This window comes from Mesorhizobium sp. GW821-FHT07A06 (genome assembly GCF_059419085.1).
Map to the genome: position 1 here is coordinate 586265 of NZ_JBWKRC010000003.1, position 16203 is coordinate 602467.

Consider the following 16203-nt stretch of genomic DNA (forward strand, 5'->3'; position numbering starts at 1 on the left):
CTGTAACGTCAATCCGTCGCGTCCGGCCCCGTTGGGTTCCGGCGCGGCGGGAAAGCGTGCGTGACTGGCCCGATGGCGAGCGGATATTGCCTCCGCAAGCCCTTTCTCGGACATGTGATATGTCAGACAAATCGGACTATTTACGAATGATGGATGAGTCTCTAAAGTCCGTGGCCGTGGCTGGAACGACGCCATTCTTTCAGTGCCGGGAACCCCTGAGGAGGAGGGGCGTCCGAGCCGCAAACGGCAAATTCAGGTGAGCAAGGCAATTCTAGTGAGCAAGACCGGTCAGCCGGATGGCTGGACCAAAACGGGAGGTTGAACATGAAATCCTTGATACGCAATGCATCCGTGGCCGCCGCGGCCCTGGTTGTCGGCCTGACGGCGACAGCCATCGCGCGCGCCGACGACAAGCCGACGCTGGCCTTCGTCGTCAACGGCGCTTCCGATTTCTGGAAAGCGGCCGAAGCCGGCGTCAAGAAGGCGCAAGGCGAACTGCCTGACTATAAACTTGAGCTCAAATATCCCGAGCAGTCCTCGGTCGCCATCCAGCAGCGCCTGATGGACGATCTGGTCACGGCCGGTGTCAAGGGCATCATGGTATCGGCGGTTGACCCGAAGACCTCGACCGATGGCTTGAACAAGATCGCCTCGGAAACAGCGCTGTTCACCACCGACAGTGACGCTCCGCAGACCAAGCGTGTCGCCTATATCGGCTCGTCCAATGTCGACGCCGGCAAGCAGGCCGCCGATATCGCCAAGAAGGCGATGCCCAATGGCGGCAAGTGCCTCGGCTTCGTCGGCCTGCTCGGTGCCGACAATGCCAAGGAGCGCATCCAGGGCTTCAAGGATGGGCTGGCCGGCACCAAGATCACGCTTGACGACGTGCGTGGCGACGATATCGACCAGGCCCGCGCCAAGAAGAATGTCGAGGACGCGCTGGTTGCCAGCCCCGACGTCACCTGCATGGTCGGCTTCTATTCCTACAACACGCCGCGCATCTATGAAGCGCTGCGCGACGCCGGCAAGCTCGGCCAGATCACGGTCGTCGGTTTCGATGACGATCCGATCACGCTGGGCGGCGTCAAGGAAGGCACCATTGCCGCCACCGTCGTGCAGCAGCCTTTCGAATGGGCCTATCAGGGCATGAAGCTGATGGCGGCCTATCTCAAGGGCGACAAGTCGGGCATCCCGGCCAATGCGCTGATCATCATCCCGACCAAGATCATCGGCAAGGATGATGTCGACGCCTATGCCGCCAACCTGAAGGCGATGGCTGGAAACTGAGGCCAAGAAGCAGTTCGGCCGGCTCAGCTTCGGTTGAGCCGGCCGCCCGCATTGACGAACCCTGCCGGGATCGTCAGTCTGCTGAAAGGTCGGCCCGCCAATCGCTGTCAGGCATGATGAATTATTCCGACACATCCATCGCGGCAATCACCCCGTTCCTCAGTCTCGAGAACGTGCGCAAGACCTATCCGGGCGTCGTCGCGCTCGATGGCTTCTCGATGGAGGTCAGGCCGGGCGAGGTTATCGGCCTCGTCGGCGAGAACGGCGCCGGCAAGTCGACCTTGATGAAGATCCTCGGCGGCGTCACCACGCCGGACACCGGCACGATCACGGTCGATGGCACCGCCCACAAGGGGCTCAGCGTCGAAGGCAGCCTTGGCTCGGGCATCGCCTTCGTCCACCAGGAACTCAACCTGTTCGACAACCTCGATGTCGCCGCCAACATCTTCTTTGGCCGCGAACCGCTGCGCGCCGGACCGCTCAAGCTCGTCGACCGCGCCAGGTTGCGCGCCATGGTGGCGCCGTTGCTCAAGCGCGTCGGCGCCAATTTTTCCGCCGACACGCAGGTCGCCGACCTGTCGCTCGCGCAACAGCAAATGGTCGAGATCGCCAAGGCGCTCTCGATCAAGGCAAGGCTGGTCATCCTGGACGAGCCGACATCGAGCCTGCCGATCGCCGAAACCGACAAATTGCTCGACGTCATCAAGGCGCTGAAGGCCGACGGCATCAGCGTCATCTTCATTTCGCACCGCCTGCACGAGGTCGAGCGCGTCGCCGACCGCGTCGTCGTGTTGCGCGACGGCATGCTGGCCGGCACGCTGGGCAAGCGCGACATCAACCACGACCAGATGGTCAAGCTGATGATCGGCCGCATGCTGAAGGAACGCGAGAAAGCTTCCGAGGCCGCGCGTGCCCCCGGCGCCGTCGCCCTCGCTGCCAAGGCCGTCCGCACGCCCACCTATCCCGGCCGTCCGGTCGACCTCGATGTCAGGCGCGGCGAGATCCTCGGCCTTGCCGGCCTGGTCGGCTCCGGCCGCACCGAGCTGGCACGCGTATTCTTCGGCATTGACGGCAGCCTTGGCGGCACGCTGGAGCTCGACGGAAAGCCGCTTGTGCTCGGCTCCGCGGCCGACGCCGTCGCGCACGGCATCTTCCTGGTGCCGGAAGACCGCAAGCTGACCGGTATCCTGCTCGACCTGTCGATCGCGCAGAACATCTCGCTGCCCAATCTGCCGGCGCATGCCAGGCGCTCGCTGGTGTCGGCCAGTGCGGAGCACGCCACCGCCGAGAAGCAGAAGAAGGATCTCGGCATCAAGGCGCCCTCGGTGCAGACGCGCACCGGCACGCTGTCGGGCGGCAATCAGCAGAAGGTGGTGCTCGGCAAGTGGCTGGCCATGAACCCGAAGGTGATGATCCTCGATGAGCCGACGCGGGGCATCGACATCGGCGCGAAGGCGGAAATCTACGGGCTGATGCGGGCGCTCGCCGATGCCGGCGTCGCCGTGCTGATGATCTCCAGCGACATGGAGGAGGTGATCGGCGTGTCCGACCGCATCGCCGTCATGCATGAGGGCCAGATCTCTGGCATTCTCGACAAGGACCAGTTCAGCCAGGAAAACGTGCTGCTGCTGGCTGTGGGGAAGCCGGCAAACTAATGCTGTCGCGCGGAAGCGAGTTTGCGGCAACGACACGCACCAAGGAGCCGGAGCGCGCGACGCGCTCTGGCCGTAAGCGGAGACGACGATGAGCAAGAAAGATCTCGGCCTGCTGATCCTGATCCTGGTGGTCGGGGCGATCGTCGCCATCATCAATCCGCGCTTCCTGTTGCCGATCAACCTTGCCAACACCTCGAACCTGATCGGTCTGTTCGGCATCCTTTCGATCGGCCAGGCCTTCGTCATCATCACCGGCGGCATCGAGCTGTCGGTCGGCTCGCTGGTCGCGCTGCTGGGCACGCTGTTCATCGACTTCATCGCCGTGCGCGGCATGGGATGGCCTGTTGCCTTCGTGCTCATCCTTGTGCTCGGCGCGATCATCGGCTTGGCGCATGGCTGGCTGATCACGCGGCTGAAATTGCAACCCTTTGTCGTGACGCTGTGCGGCTTGCTGATCTATCGCGGCGTCGCGCGCTTCTACACCGCCGACGGCACGGCCGGCTTCGCCTTCGGCCAGAATTTCCCTGACCTCGAATTTCTCACCGCCGGCCGCTCCTGGGGCGTGCCGAACTCCTTCTTCGCCCTGGTCATCATCGCCATCGTCATGTGGGTGGTGCTGCACCGCTCGGTGTTCGGCCGCTATCTCTATGCCATCGGCAAGAACGAGGAGGCGGCGAAATATTCAGGCATCCGCACCGGCCGGATCGTGATGGCCGCCTATGTCATCTGCGGCGTGCTGACCGCCTTGTCGGCGATCTACTTCGCCATGTACACGCGCTCGATTTCACCAGCCAGCCATGGCCAGTTCTACGAACTCTACGCCATCGCCGCGGCTGTGCTTGGCGGTTTCTCGCTGCGTGGCGGCGAGGGCTCGCTGATCGGCGTCGTGCTGGGCACCGTGCTGCTGCAGGAGCTGCAGAACCTTGTCAATCTGCTCGGCATCCCGTCTTCCCTCAACTTCGCGGTGATGGGCGGGGTCATCCTCATCGGCGTGCTGGTCGATCAGCAATGGGGCGTGTTCCGCGCCCGGCGGCTGATGGTGGAGGCCGCTCGCAAGAAAGTCGCCGGTGCGCCGGCGGAATAAGCACTTGCCATGACTCAACTGCTTGTCCACGCCCTGCAAATATTATAATAGCATAACCCGATATTGCTCGGGGGCGGACGGGACATGCGCTGCGATTTGCGAGGCAAGGTAGCGCTGGTCACCGGGGCCGCGGGCGCCATCGGCAGTTCCATCGCCGGACGCCTGTCCGACAACGGCGCCGCCGTCGTCGTCGCCGACATAAACGGCGAGGGCGCAAGCCAGGTAGCGGCCGGTTTGAGCAACGCCATGGCCTGCGTCACGGACATCCGTGATGCCGCCTCGGTCGACAGTGCGATCGCCGCGATCATGCAGCGCTACGGCCGCCTCGACATCCTCATCAACAATGCCGGCGTCAACACGCTGGCGCACCGCGTCACCCTGGATGAATTCCCGCCCGAGGAATGGGACCGCATCACCGGCATCGATCTTGACGGCCTCTATATCATGAGCCGGGCGGCACTTGCGCCCATGCTCGCCGCCGGCAACGGCGGGCGTATCGTCAACATCGCCTCGGTCGTCGGCCTTGCCGCCATGCGCCTGCAGAGCCCGTTCGTCGCCGCCAAGGCCGGCATCATCCACCTGACGCGGTCGATGGCGATCGAACTCGGAGGCAAGGGCATCCTGACCAACGCCATCGCACCGGGCTCGGTGATGACGGCGCTGACGGCCAAGCTGTTTTACGGCGACGACGGCAAGTTCGCCGGCCGCACGCAGGAGTTCCTCGCCCATGTCCCGCTCGGGCGCCCGGCTGAACCGCAAGAGATCGCCGAGGCGGTGCTGTTCCTCGCCTCGCCCGCCGCGAGCTATGTCAACGGCCAGGTCCTGGCCGTCGATGGCGGCTGGACGGCGGGATACATGATGTGAGTGACGCGATGGAAATCGATCTCGCCGGCGCGACCATAGCGCTGGAAGGCCCAGGCAATCCGCTTGTCGAGGCGGTACTTGCCGCCTTGCGTGCCAATGGCGGCCGCATTGTCGAAGGGGTGCGGGCACGGCCCGTTGCCATGCTGCCTCCCGACGTCCTTCTTGTATCCTGCCCGCTGCGTCCGGGAACGACGGCCGAAGATGCCCCCACCTTGTATGCCGATGCCCGCAAGGCGGCCGTGGCCATGGCCGAGCGCGGCCGCGGGCGCATTGTCTTCCTGATCTCGGCCACCGCCAGCATGCCGATGCGTCGCCATCCGCGCTTCTCCATGGAGAATGCCTCGATCCTGGCCGGCATGCGTACGCTGGCCATGGAGTTCGGGCCGAAGGTGCTGGTCAATGCCGTCGGCTTCGGTGCGGTCGAGGGCGACACCATGGTCTCGGGCGACAAGGCGATGCTCAGCCACACACCGGTCGGTCGCGCCGGCCGCATCGAGGAAGCGGTCGCGGCCGTGTTGTTCTTCTGCGATCCGCTCAACACCTACACGACGGGCCAGATGCTGGGCGTCGACGGTGGGTGGACGGCAGGCTATGGCCGCAATTTCTGAATTGCTGATGCTTGCCGTCCTCGCCGGACCCGCTGCTGGAAACCGTCCACCACACCCGCTATGAAAGGCGCCTACGGTGTGATCCATAGGACATTGCCTTGGTGGGTCGCGCTCTTTTGGAGCATGGTGATGGTCGACAAGCCGCCGGCGGGCGGAAAAAAACCGCAACGCCTTGGCGTCCGTGAGATCGCCAAGCGTGTCGGCGTCGCGCCGATGACGGTGTCGCGCGCGCTGTCGAATCCCGACATGGTGTCGCCGGAGACACGCATCAGGGTGCTCGAAGCGATCGAGCAGGCCGGCTTCGTGCCTAACCGGCTGGCCTCAAGCATGCGCGGCAATGGCCGCATGATTGGCACGGTGGTGCCGCCGCTTATCAATTCGGGCATCGCCGAGCAGGTGCAAGGCATGTCCGACGAATGCCATGAGAGCGGCTATTCGATGCTTCTGGTGCAGGGTGAATTCACGCAGGAGGCGGAGGAAAAATCGATCCGCAATCTGCTCGGCTGGCGCCCGGTCGGCATGATCCTGCAGAGCTTCGTGCAAAGCGAGGCGGCACGCGCGCTTCTGAAGAGCAGCGGCGCACCGGTGGTCGAGATATCCGAGATCAAGGGCCGCAAGCCGATAGACATGGTGGTCGGCGTCTCCAACTTCGAGACCGCCTATGCAATGACCATGCATCTGGCGGCCAAGGGCTACAAGCGCATAGGCTTCGTCTCGACGCCGATCCATGGCAATGACCGTTTGCAGCAGCGCCGCACCGGCTATCACGCCGCACTTACCGAACTCGGTTTCAAGAACCATGCCGACATGGAGGTTGAAGTGCCGATCACCGCGCAGGGCGGTGCCGAGGCATTGGTGACGCTGACCTCCAGGCACAGGGATATCGATGCCATCTTCTTTTCCAGCGACACGCTGGCTGTCGGCGCCGTCCAGGAATGTCACCGCCGGCGCTGGGCGGTGCCGGGCAGGATCGCGATCGCCGGCTATGGCGACATGGATTTGGCCGCGCAGCTCTATCCGCCGCTGACGACGGTGAAGGTCAACCGCTACGAGATGGGCCGCCGCGCGGTGCGGCAATTGCTGGCGAGGCTCGGCGGCGACACCAAGGTGCCGACCATCACCAGCCTCGGCTTCGAGATCGTCGACCGCGAGAGTGCTTGATCAGCCTTTTCGCTTCGGTTTCCCCGTCTCTTCCCGCCGCCCGAGACGCTTCTCCCAGCCTTCCGCATGGACGTTGAGATAGGCTTTGGGATCGTAAGGGTGATCCTTGATCGCCTCGATGTTGAGATCGATGCCGAGCCCCGGCGTATCTGGCAGAGACAGATGGCCGTTGTCCGGATTGACGGTTGGATGCCAGGTGACGAGGTCGCGCGTCCACGGGTCGTTGAAGGCGTCGAAATGCTCCTGGATGAGGAAGTTCGGCACCGCCGCCGCCAGTTGCAGGCACACCGCCGTCGCCACCGGCCCACCGCTCTGGTGCGGCGCGATGTGGCTGCCATGGGCAAGTGCCAAATTGGCCACCTGCATCGATGGCGCGATGCCGCCGAGCGACATCGGCTCGGGCTGGAAGATGTTGACGCCGCCGCCGGCGGCCAGCGTGTAGAACTGCCCGACCGTGTCGTACATCTCGCCGGTCGCGACCGGGATCGGCGAGCGATGCGCCACTTCGTGCACGGTCTCCTGCCGGTCGCGCGAGGTCGGCTCCTCCCACCAGTAGATGTCGAGGTCGGCGAACTTCCGCGCCGCCTGCAGCGCCGCGATCTCGGTGAAGCGCGCATGCACGTCGATCAGAATTCCCGTGTCCTTGGGCAAGCAATCACGCAGCGTTCGGCAAATGGCGTAAGAAAGGTCCAGTTCCTCGCGCGAGATAAAGCCCTGCGCGGTGCCGAACGGGTCGAGCTTGAACGCTTTGAAGCCCTTGGCCAGAACCGCCTTGGCGGCTTCCAGAAAAGCCTCCGGCGTGCGCTCGGTGCGGTACCAGCCATTGGCGTAGCCGAGCACGCTGTCGCGCACCTGGCCGCCGAGCAACTGGTGGATCGGCACGGCGAGGCTCTTGCCCAGAATATCCCAGCAGGCGACCTCGACCGCCGCGATCACCGTGCGGTGGATATGGCCGCCGTCCAGCGAGACGCTATCCAGCATGCGCTTGGCCAGCGCGTTGATGCGGCGCGGATCCTGACCGATGGCGAGGTGCTTGAGTTCATGCACACCGGCTTCGGTGGTCTTGATGAAGCCGTTCAGCGTGCCTTCGCCGATACCATGGATGCCCTTGTCCGTGTGCACCTTGACGAAGAGCCAGTTCTTCCACCCGGCGCCGACGGCAAAGGTCTCGATGTCGGTGATCTTCATGCGGCAGTCCTAGTTCAACGCGGCAATTGTTGCGACGATGGCGTCGGTCGTCAGCCCATATTTCGCCTGCAAGGTCGGCACCGCGCCGCATTCGATATAGCGGTCGGGCAGGCCGATGCGGGTGACTTTCTTCGCAATGCCGGCATCGAACAAGGTCTCGACGACAAGGCTCGCCAGGCCGCCGACCACGACATGGTTTTCCGCCGTGACGATATGGTTGAAACCAGCGGCAAATTCGGCCACCGCCCCGGCATCGAATGGCTTGATCGTCGGCACATGCAGCACGCCGGCCGAGATGCCTTGTTTGTCCAACGCATCCGCCGCATCCAGCGCCCGCTCGGTCATGAAGCCGGTCGAGATGATGCCGACATCGGAACCTTGGCGAAGGCAGCGCGCCTTGCCGATCTCGAAGATGTAGCCAGGCTCGAACACCACCGGCACGCTGCCACGCAAGAGCCGCATGTAGACCGGCCCCCCATGCTCCGCGATCGCCTCGGTCGCTGCTTCGATCTCCGTCGCGTCGCAGGGGTCGATGATCGTCAGGCCGGGGATCATCCGCATCAAGGCCAGGTCCTCGATCGCCTGATGCGTGCCGCCATAGCCGGTGGTCAGTCCCGGCAGGCCGGCGACGATCTTGACGTCGAGGTTGGAGTGGGCGAGCGCGATGGCGACGAAATCATAGGCGCGCCGCGTCGCGAACACGCCATAGGTGGTGGCGAACGGCACCTTGCCGGTGCGCGCCAGTCCGGCGGCCACCGCGACCAGGTTCTGCTCGGCCATGCCGACATTGAAGAAGCGGTCCGGGAAGGCGTCGCGGAACGGCAAGATATCCGTGTATTTGCCGAGGTCGGCGGTCAGTCCGACAATGTCTGGACGGCTCTGGCCAAGCCGCGCCAAAGCCTTGCCGAAAGGCGCCTCCACGCTCTGTCGCCCGCCGCCAACGGCTTCGTCCTGGCCCATGGCCAGCGTACGTCCGGCCTCCGTCGCCGCGCCGCTCATTGGGCTGCCCCCATGGTCTTTTCGAACTCGGCGATGATGCCGTCCCATTGCGCCACGTCGATGCGGAAGAAGTGCGATTTCTCGGAGGTTTCGATGCGCGGCACCCCTTTGCCCGGAAGCGTGCGCAGCACGATCGCCTTCGGCTTGCCATTGCGGTTCCTCGCATCCGCCAGCGCACCGACCATCATCCCCATGTCGTTGCCGTCGATCTCCGATGTCTGCCAGCCGAAGGCACGCCATTTGTCGGCCACCGGCTCCATGTCGAGCACCACGGGGCCATCGGCCTGGATGCCGTTGCAATCGACCAGCGCCACCAGCCCGTCGAGCCTGAAATGGCTGGCCGACATCGCCGCCTCCCAGGTCGAGCCTTCCTGCATCTCGCCGTCGGAAAGCTCGACGAAGACGCGTGCGTCGGAGCGGTCCACGCGCAAACCCAGCGCCTGGCCGACGCCCTGTCCCAGCCCATGGCCGAGCGAGCCGCCGATCACTTCGACACCGGGCGTGGTGTCGAGCGTCGACATTTCCAGCCGGCTGTTGTCGGCGCCGTAGGTGATCAATTCCTCGACCGGGATGATGCCGGCCTCGGCCAATGCGGCCCACAGCGCGATGGAATAATGCCCGGTCGAGAGCAGGAAGCGGTCGCGATCGGACCATGCCGGACTATGCAGATCGTAGCGCAGTTCGTGGAAATACAGCGCGGCCAGCATATCGGCGATGCCGAGACCTTGGCCGATATAGCCCTGGCCCTGGCCGCGCGCCATGGTCAGCATGTGCCGGCGCAGCCGTGTCGCCTTGCGTTCTAGCGCGCCGATATCGGCGCTGTCGGGAGGGGAGTTTCGCAGCATGTGATCAGTCCTTGTCGAGCCCGCCCGACATGTTGAGCCGCTCGGCGGTCATGTATCGGGGTGCATCGAGGCAGAGCCATACGACGGCCTCAGCGACCTCCGAGATCTCGGCGCGGCGGCCGAGCGGAATGCGGCGGGTGCGCTCGTCGAGGAAGGCCTGCAGGTCGTCGCGGCCATTGGCGCGGGCGAGATCGACCTCGGTCGAGCGCTGCATCTCGGTGTCCATCATGCCCGGCGCCAGGCTGTTGACCAGCACGCCATAGGGCGCCAGCGCCACGGCCGCGGCCCGGGTGATGGAATCGACGCCGGCCTTGCTCGCCGTGTAGGCCGTGTAATCGGGCAGCGCCATGCGCGAGCCCGGCGAGGTGATGTTGATGATGCGCCCCGAACGCTGCTCGCGCATCACTCGCCCCGCCGCCTTGCAGGCCATGGCGAGTGCCGTGACGTTGAGGGCCAGCGTGCGCGTCCAGGCCTTGTAGGTGGCATCGAGGAACGGCTCGATCACGCCATAGCCGGCATTGTTGACGAGGATGTCGATGCCGCCCCACCGCGCGACCACTTTTTCGACCGCCGCTTCCGGTGCGCCCTCACTGGTGAAATCGCTGACAATGCTTTCGCTTTCCGAGCCTGTTTCGCCGATCCGCCCGATGGTCTCGGCCAGTCCCTCGCCATTGATGTCGGTGACCGCGACCACACAGTTTCGCCGGGCCAACTGGATCGCCACCTCGCGGCCGAGGCCGCCCGCGGCACCGGTGACCAGTGCTCTGCGCCGCGCCGTGTCTTGATCTTTGGCAGGCAAGCGAACGCCCTCCCGTGGCCATCTTGACGGGATTGATACCGGTACCATAAATGGCTGTCAACGGCGATGTGTTATTGTCCCGTCGACCGCATGGTCCGCCGCAGTGGGAGGAAAAGATGAAAGTCGTCGCGCTCGAAACGCTGCAGCTGGCCGAGTTTCCATTCCTGTTCTGGCTGCGCGTCCACACCGATGCCGGTCTCATCGGCACCGGAGAGACCTTCTGGGCGCCGGGGCCCGTCGCGTCCTACATCCACGACAATGTTGCATCCTATCTGTTGGGGAAGGATCCGCGCGACATCGAACTGCACGACCGCACGCTCGGCGGCGTCTATGTCGGCGCACGGGATTCCGGCGCCGAGGTGCGCGGCAATTCCGCCGTCAACATTGCGCTCTGGGACATTTATGGCCAGGCGCTTGGCGAACCGGTCTGGCGGCTGCTTGGCGGCCGCACTCACAAGACCGTGCCGATCTACAACACTTGCGCCGGCTACAAACATGTCCGCGCCACGAAGAAGAACGCCCTGTTCGAGCGCGGCGAGGACTGGTCGCTGAAGGCGGGCGATTCGAACGAGGGCCCGTACGAGGACCTGCTCGCCTGGCGCTACAATGCCGGCGATCTCGCCAGGAGCCTGAAATCCGAAGGCATTGGCGCGATGAAGATCTGGCCGTTCGACATTGCGGCGGAGGCGTCGAACGGCACCCGAATCTCGCTCGCCGATCTCGACAAGGCGCTGGAGCCGTTCCAGAAGATCCGCGACGCTGTCGGTCGCGACATGGAAATCATGGTCGAGCTGCACGGGCTGTGGACCTTGCCGCCCGTGCTGCGCATCGCGGAGGCGCTGAAAGCCTATGACGTCGCCTGGCTGGAGGAACCGATCCGCTACAACGAGCTCGACGCCATGGCCGAGCTTGCCCGCCACACCTCGATCCCCATTGCCGCCAGCGAGCGGCTCGCCTCGCGGCAGATGTTCAGGCAGCTGATCGACAAGCGCGCGGCCAGCGTGATCATGATCGACCTCGCCTGGTGCGGCGGCCTCTCCGAAGCGCGCAAGATCGCCAACATGGCCGAAGCCAGCGAACTGCCTGTCACCTTGCACGATTGCACCGGGCCGATCGTCTATGCCGCCAGCTGCGCGCTGTCGGCCACCTTGCCGAACGTCAATTACCAGGAGGCGGTGCGCGCCTACTTCACCGGCTGGTACACCGAAATCGTCGCCGACATTCCGCCGGTCGAGCGCGGCCATGTCGTGCCGCTCGATGGGCCCGGGCTCGGTCTCGGCCTGCGCCCGGAGCTGTTCCAGCGCCCGGACGCCACGGTGCGCATGACAAGAATCTAACGCTCCACGCGGCTCTGCTTGGAGCCAGTAGACATTATGCTATTATAATCTATGATGCACCGAAGTGGGCGGCGAACAAGCCCGCCGCCGGCGCTCCGCCGCCCGGCGTCAGATGGATTCAGGGAGGCTTTGGTGGCAATGTCTGCGGCGCGCGCACGCGAGGAGTCGAGGGGTGCGCCAAACCTCCCCGACCGGAAGATCCTGCTCGATCTGTTCGAACGCATGGTGCTGTTGCGCCGTTTCGAAAGCATCGCCCAGATCGCTTGCCGCAAAGGCGAAACACCCGGCTTCCTGCATCTCTACATCGGCGAAGAGGCGACCGGCGTCGGCGTCTGCGCCCACCTCAGGCCAACCGACTGGGTCACATCGACCCATCGCGGCCATGGTCATGCCCTGGCTAAGGGCGCCGATCCCGGCCGCGTCATGGCCGAACTGTTCGGCAAGGCCGACGGTATTTGCGGTGGCCGCGGCGGCACAATGCATCTCTACGATCGTTCGGTCGGCCTGTTCGGCACCAACGGCATCGTCGCCGCCGGCATCGGCCATGCCGTTGGCATCGGCATGAGCGCTCGCCAGCAAGGCCGCGACGATATCGGCGTCGCCTTCTTCGGCGACGGCGCCGCCAACCATGGCGGCTTCCACGAGGCGCTCAATTTTGCCGCCGTGCAGCGGGCGCCGGCTGTCTTCATCTGCGAGAACAATCTCTACGCCACCGCGACGCCCCTCAACTCCATCACGCTCAATCCCGAGATCGCCACCAAGGCCGCTTCCTATGGCATGCCCGGCGTGGCTGTCGACGGCAACGATGTCTTCGCCGTCTGGCTGGCGATGAAGGAGGCCACCGAGCGCGCCCGTTCCGGCAAGGGTCCGACGCTGATCGAGGCCAAGACCTACCGCACCGTCGGCCATCACGAAGGCGATCCGGTCATCGGCACGTATCGCACGCAAGAGGAGCTCGACGCCTGGATCAAGCGCGATCCGATCGACATGTTCCGCAAGAAACTGGTCGAGGACTACGGCATCGCCGATGCCGAGGCACTGGCCGCCATCGAAGCGCGGATCGAGAAGGTGGTCGAAGAAGCGCTGAACTTCGCCCGCAACTCGCCCGAGCCTGATCCGGCGACGGTGCGCCTGCATGTCTTCGCCGATCCGATCAACCCACCCGCCGCCTTGGCTTGGCGCGCCGTCGGCGAGACCCGCACGCAAGGTTGGCTGGAAGCGGTGCGCGACGGCATTGCCGAGGAGATGCGCGCCAATCCGGCGATCCTCTATTTCGGCGAGGGCACCGGCGAGCGTGGCGGCAGTTTTGCCCACACCAAAAACCTCTGGCAGGAATTCGGCGCCGATCGCATGGTCGACACGCCGATCTCCGAACAGGGTTTCACCGCCGCCGCCGTCGGCGCCTCGGCCACCGGCGCCCGTACCGTTTCCGACCTGATGTTCGCCGACTTTGCTTTCGAGACCGCCGGCCAGATTTTCCTGCAGGCGGCGAAGCTGCGCTACATGACCAGCGGCGTGATGAGCGCGCCGATGGTGGTGCGCGTTGGCGCGGGCGCGCTGCGCAGCTCCGGCCCGCATCACAGCGGTATCTATCATCCGGTCTTCGCGCATATGCCGGGCCTCATCGTGTGCGTGCCCTCGACACCGGCCGACGCCAAGGGTCTGATGAAGACGGCGCTCAGGGCTGGCGACCCGGTCATCATGCTGGAACCCAAGGCGCTGTTCGCCTCAAAGGGCGAGGTGCCGGTCGGCGAGCATTTTGTCCCGTTCGGCGTCGCGCGCATCGCCCGGGCCGGCACCGACATCACCATCGTTGCCGCCGGCCAGATGGTGCAACGCGCGCTCGAGGCAGCGGAAGCGCTGGCCGCTGAAGGCATCGAGGCCGAGGTGATCGACCCGCGCACGATCATGCCGCTCGACATCAACACGATCGTCGCCAGTGTCCGCAAGACCCACCGCCTGCTCATCGTCGACGAGGCCTGGGCGATGTGCGGCCTTGGCGGCGAGATCGCCCAGGCGATCAACGAGCTCGCCTTTGATGAGCTCGACGCCCCGCCGGGACGGCTGCACACCGCGCCGACCTCGCACCCCTTCGCCCCGGTGCTGGAGCGCGCCATGCTGGTGGACAGCGCCCGCATCGTCCAGGGCGCACGTGACGTCATCGCAGGCAAGCCGCCGGTTCCCGATCATTGGTACACGGTCGGCCTGAAAAGTGCTGTGCCGGCCAGATCCGCGTCTGCTCCGGTCAAGGCCGCATCGGCCGTGCCACCGACCCCGACGCCCGCTGCTCCCGACGATGGCGAACCGATAACGATGCCGTTCGGCGACCTCACCGTCAGCGAGGGCACGGTCATCAAATGGCTGAAGGCGGTTGGCGAAACGGTCAAGGAGGGCGAACTGATCGCCGAGATCGAGACCGACAAGGCCGTGGTCGAGATCGAGGCACCGATCAGCGGAACGCTCGCCGCAATCGATCAGCCGGTCGGCGCCGTGGTGCCGATGGGCGGCCGCATAGGCGGCATCAAGAAATAGACCTCTACCCAAACATGAAATCCGAAGGGCAAGCATGAAGATCCTGTGCGCCAACTGGCAAGCCGCCGACGAAGCCGAACTCGAGCGCGAGCATTATCCCGACATCGAGTTCATCCTCGCCCGCTCGACCAACGACAAGGCGGCCACGCTGGATCCGGCCATCTGCCAGACGGTCGATGCCGTCATCAACTATTCGCCTACCCACAATGTCGCCGCCGCGCCATCGGCCTTTCCCAAGGCGCGGATCGCGGTGCGCTCCGGCGTCGGCTTCGACAACATCGATACGGTAGGTTGGGGGACACGCAAGATCCCGGCCTGCAATGTGCCGGACTATGGCACGACCGAGGTCGCCGATCACGCCATCGGCCTGATGCTGGCGCTGACGCGCGGCACCTCTGCCTATGGCGCCGAGCTGTCCGGCAATGGTGCCGAAGGCTGGCATTTCTCCAAGGCGCCGCTGGTGCGCCGGCACAAGGGCGCCACCTTCGGCGTTGTCGGTCTCGGCCGCATCGGGCTTGCCACCGCGCGCCGCGCCGCCGCCTTCGACATGAAGGTGGTGTTTTACGACCCGCATCTCCTGTCCGGCGTCGACCTCTCGACCGGTTACGAGCGGGTCCATTCGCTGGCCGAACTGATGGCGGGCGCGGATGTGGTGAGCGTGCATGCGCCGCTGAGCGAGGAAACCCGCGAGCTGCTCGGCGCCGCCGCCTTCGCCGCCGCCAAGCCCGGCCTTGTCCTGGTCAACACGGCGCGCGGCCCGATCGTCGATCTCGACGCGCTGGAAGCCGCCATGCGCAAGGGTACCGTCGCCGGAGCGGGACTGGACGTCTTGCCGAACGAACCCGGCGATCTCGACCATCCGCTGCTGGCGGCATGGCGTCGCCGCGAAGCGTGGATCGCCAATCGCCTCATAGTCACTCCGCATGCCGCCTTCTACAGTCCGGCATCGATGCGCGACCTCCGGCTGAAATCGATCGAGGTGGTGCACGCCTATCTCGCCGAGGGACGGCTGACCAACTGCGTGAATTCAGAGTATCTGAAATGAACATCGCGGTGGCGCAATCCGCACGTCTGGCCGTTTCGCCCTATGCCCGCCGGCTGGCGCGCGAGCGAAGCCTGCCGCTTGAAACGCTCCGCGGCAGCGGGCCGGGCGGACGCATCCTGGCGGCTGATGTGTTGGGTTTCGTTTCGGCTGGCGCACCGGCCGCTTCGCCCGGGGTCGCCGCACCCGCGGCAGCGCCTCCAATCGCCGCGCCTCGTGTCGCTGCTTTCGCAACCTCCATTGCGCTCGGCGCCCTGCAGGACCTGCTGGCGGCGCTGAAGAATTCGGGACGTACACTCGATGTCGACGACGTGCTGCTGCGCGCCGCCGGTCGAATATTTGCCGAGATGCCGGACGCCGCCAAGATCGACGACGTATCCGTGGCGCTGGAGCTGGCAGGCCGGCAAACCGTGTTCGCCTTGGCCCCCGAAATGTCCCTGACATCTCTGCGCGCAATGCGGCTTGCAGCATTGGCCGGCACCCATGATGAGGCGGACAAACCGGCGGTGCTATCCCTGCGGCTGCTGCCCACCAGCGACATAAGGCCGGTCGTGATGCCGCTTCTGCCTGGCCGCGCGATGCGGCTGGCCGTCTCGCTTAGCACGGCGAGCGATCATGCCGAATGCCTGCTGACGGTGGACGCGGCAAGCGTTGATGAGCTCACCGCCGCCACGTGGCTCGCGACCTTGAAATCGGCGATCGAACAGCCGCTTCGGCTCTTTGCCTGAGACGGCTGATCGTCAACAGCCTTGCCTAGCCTCCCGATAAGGAAGCTATTATAAAAGCTTCGACACAGGCGCGA

At 65.1% G+C, this 16203-nt stretch carries 14 protein-coding genes; 10 read left to right on the plus strand and 4 right to left on the minus strand.

Going from position 1 to position 16203, the window contains the following annotated elements; genetic code table 11:
- The first annotated feature begins 324 nt into the window (after window positions 1-324).
- The 6 genes from AC07SZ_RS13355 (at window position 325) to AC07SZ_RS13380 (ending at window position 6659) form a co-directional block, all read left to right on the plus strand.
- Entirely contained in the window at window positions 325-1287 is a 963-nt protein-coding gene (locus tag AC07SZ_RS13355; RefSeq protein ID WP_056568732.1) for a sugar-binding protein, read from the plus strand.
- A 116-nt stretch (window positions 1288-1403) separates the two neighbouring features.
- Window positions 1404-2942 carry a sugar ABC transporter ATP-binding protein gene (locus AC07SZ_RS13360; protein ID WP_056570283.1) on the plus strand — a complete coding sequence of 513 codons (1539 nt, stop codon included), beginning with the start codon at window positions 1404-1406 and terminating at the stop codon, window positions 2940-2942.
- 88 nt (window positions 2943-3030) lie between these two features.
- Window positions 3031-4026, plus strand: coding sequence for an ABC transporter permease (locus AC07SZ_RS13365; protein ID WP_494914599.1), 996 nt, complete (start codon window positions 3031-3033; stop codon window positions 4024-4026).
- Between the two features lie 84 nt (window positions 4027-4110).
- Window positions 4111-4890: an SDR family NAD(P)-dependent oxidoreductase gene (locus tag AC07SZ_RS13370; RefSeq protein WP_494914601.1), complete on the plus strand. Its 780-nt coding sequence runs from the start codon at window positions 4111-4113 to the stop codon at window positions 4888-4890.
- Window positions 4887-5498, plus strand: a complete 612-nt coding sequence (locus AC07SZ_RS13375) for an SDR family oxidoreductase (RefSeq protein ID WP_494914603.1) — start codon at window positions 4887-4889, stop codon at window positions 5496-5498. Before AC07SZ_RS13370 ends, AC07SZ_RS13375 begins: the two co-directional genes overlap by 4 nt.
- 129 nt (window positions 5499-5627) lie before the next feature.
- The gene (locus AC07SZ_RS13380; RefSeq protein ID WP_494914605.1) at window positions 5628-6659 is read left to right on the plus strand and encodes a LacI family DNA-binding transcriptional regulator; all 1032 of its coding nucleotides are present in this window, start codon (window positions 5628-5630) and stop codon (window positions 6657-6659) included.
- On the opposite strand, the gene AC07SZ_RS13385 is transcribed toward AC07SZ_RS13380, so the two are convergent.
- The 4 genes from AC07SZ_RS13385 to AC07SZ_RS13400 are packed head-to-tail and all read right to left on the minus strand — an operon-like array spanning window position 6660 to window position 10490.
- Complete coding sequence (locus AC07SZ_RS13385; protein WP_494914607.1) at window positions 6660-7847, minus strand: mandelate racemase/muconate lactonizing enzyme family protein; 1188 nt, start codon at window positions 7845-7847, stop codon at window positions 6660-6662.
- Window positions 7848-7856: 9 nt separating this feature from the next.
- On the minus strand, window positions 7857-8846 hold the full coding sequence (locus AC07SZ_RS13390; RefSeq protein ID WP_494914609.1) for a transketolase family protein: 990 nt from the start codon (window positions 8844-8846) through the stop codon (window positions 7857-7859).
- Window positions 8843-9691 (minus strand): transketolase, encoded by an 849-nt coding sequence (locus AC07SZ_RS13395; RefSeq protein ID WP_494914611.1) that lies wholly within the window; start codon window positions 9689-9691, stop codon window positions 8843-8845. The genes AC07SZ_RS13390 and AC07SZ_RS13395 overlap by 4 nt, the downstream gene beginning before the upstream one ends.
- A gap of 4 nt (window positions 9692-9695) precedes the next feature.
- Window positions 9696-10490 (minus strand): SDR family NAD(P)-dependent oxidoreductase, encoded by a 795-nt coding sequence (locus tag AC07SZ_RS13400; protein ID WP_065005421.1) that lies wholly within the window; start codon window positions 10488-10490, stop codon window positions 9696-9698.
- Window positions 10491-10606: 116 nt separating this feature from the next.
- Between AC07SZ_RS13400 and AC07SZ_RS13405 the strand changes: the two genes are divergently transcribed.
- The 4 genes from AC07SZ_RS13405 to AC07SZ_RS13420 all read left to right on the plus strand — a co-directional run bounded on the left by AC07SZ_RS13405 (window position 10607) and on the right by AC07SZ_RS13420 (window position 16129).
- Window positions 10607-11827 (plus strand): mandelate racemase/muconate lactonizing enzyme family protein, encoded by a 1221-nt coding sequence (locus AC07SZ_RS13405; RefSeq protein ID WP_056570287.1) that lies wholly within the window; start codon window positions 10607-10609, stop codon window positions 11825-11827.
- Window positions 11828-11965: 138 nt separating this feature from the next.
- On the plus strand, window positions 11966-14359 hold the full coding sequence (locus AC07SZ_RS13410; protein WP_494914723.1) for a thiamine pyrophosphate-dependent enzyme: 2394 nt from the start codon (window positions 11966-11968) through the stop codon (window positions 14357-14359).
- Between the two features lie 34 nt (window positions 14360-14393).
- Window positions 14394-15404 (plus strand): C-terminal binding protein, encoded by a 1011-nt coding sequence (locus AC07SZ_RS13415; RefSeq protein ID WP_494914613.1) that lies wholly within the window; start codon window positions 14394-14396, stop codon window positions 15402-15404.
- On the plus strand, window positions 15401-16129 hold the full coding sequence (locus tag AC07SZ_RS13420) for an E3 binding domain-containing protein (RefSeq protein WP_494914615.1): 729 nt from the start codon (window positions 15401-15403) through the stop codon (window positions 16127-16129). The genes AC07SZ_RS13415 and AC07SZ_RS13420 overlap by 4 nt, the downstream gene beginning before the upstream one ends.
- Window positions 16130-16203 lie beyond the last annotated feature (74 nt).

Bases quoted from the DNA above. Each gene is read 5' to 3' on its own strand.
- AC07SZ_RS13380 (WP_494914605.1), top strand. From the start codon at position 5,628: ATGGTCGACAAGCCGCCGGCGGGCGGAAAAAAACCGCAACGCCTTGGC.
- AC07SZ_RS13395 (WP_494914611.1), bottom strand. From the start codon at position 9,691: ATGCTGCGAAACTCCCCTCCCGACAGCGCCGATATCGGCGCGCTAGAA.
- AC07SZ_RS13410 (WP_494914723.1), top strand. From the start codon at position 11,966: ATGTCTGCGGCGCGCGCACGCGAGGAGTCGAGGGGTGCGCCAAACCTC.
- AC07SZ_RS13405 (WP_056570287.1), top strand. From the start codon at position 10,607: ATGAAAGTCGTCGCGCTCGAAACGCTGCAGCTGGCCGAGTTTCCATTC.
- AC07SZ_RS13415 (WP_494914613.1), top strand. From the start codon at position 14,394: ATGAAGATCCTGTGCGCCAACTGGCAAGCCGCCGACGAAGCCGAACTC.
- AC07SZ_RS13360 (WP_056570283.1), top strand. From the start codon at position 1,404: ATGAATTATTCCGACACATCCATCGCGGCAATCACCCCGTTCCTCAGT.
- AC07SZ_RS13385 (WP_494914607.1), bottom strand. From the start codon at position 7,847: ATGAAGATCACCGACATCGAGACCTTTGCCGTCGGCGCCGGGTGGAAG.
- AC07SZ_RS13390 (WP_494914609.1), bottom strand. From the start codon at position 8,846: ATGAGCGGCGCGGCGACGGAGGCCGGACGTACGCTGGCCATGGGCCAG.
- AC07SZ_RS13355 (WP_056568732.1), top strand. From the start codon at position 325: ATGAAATCCTTGATACGCAATGCATCCGTGGCCGCCGCGGCCCTGGTT.
- AC07SZ_RS13370 (WP_494914601.1), top strand. From the start codon at position 4,111: ATGCGCTGCGATTTGCGAGGCAAGGTAGCGCTGGTCACCGGGGCCGCG.
- AC07SZ_RS13420 (WP_494914615.1), top strand. From the start codon at position 15,401: ATGAACATCGCGGTGGCGCAATCCGCACGTCTGGCCGTTTCGCCCTAT.
- AC07SZ_RS13365 (WP_494914599.1), top strand. From the start codon at position 3,031: ATGAGCAAGAAAGATCTCGGCCTGCTGATCCTGATCCTGGTGGTCGGG.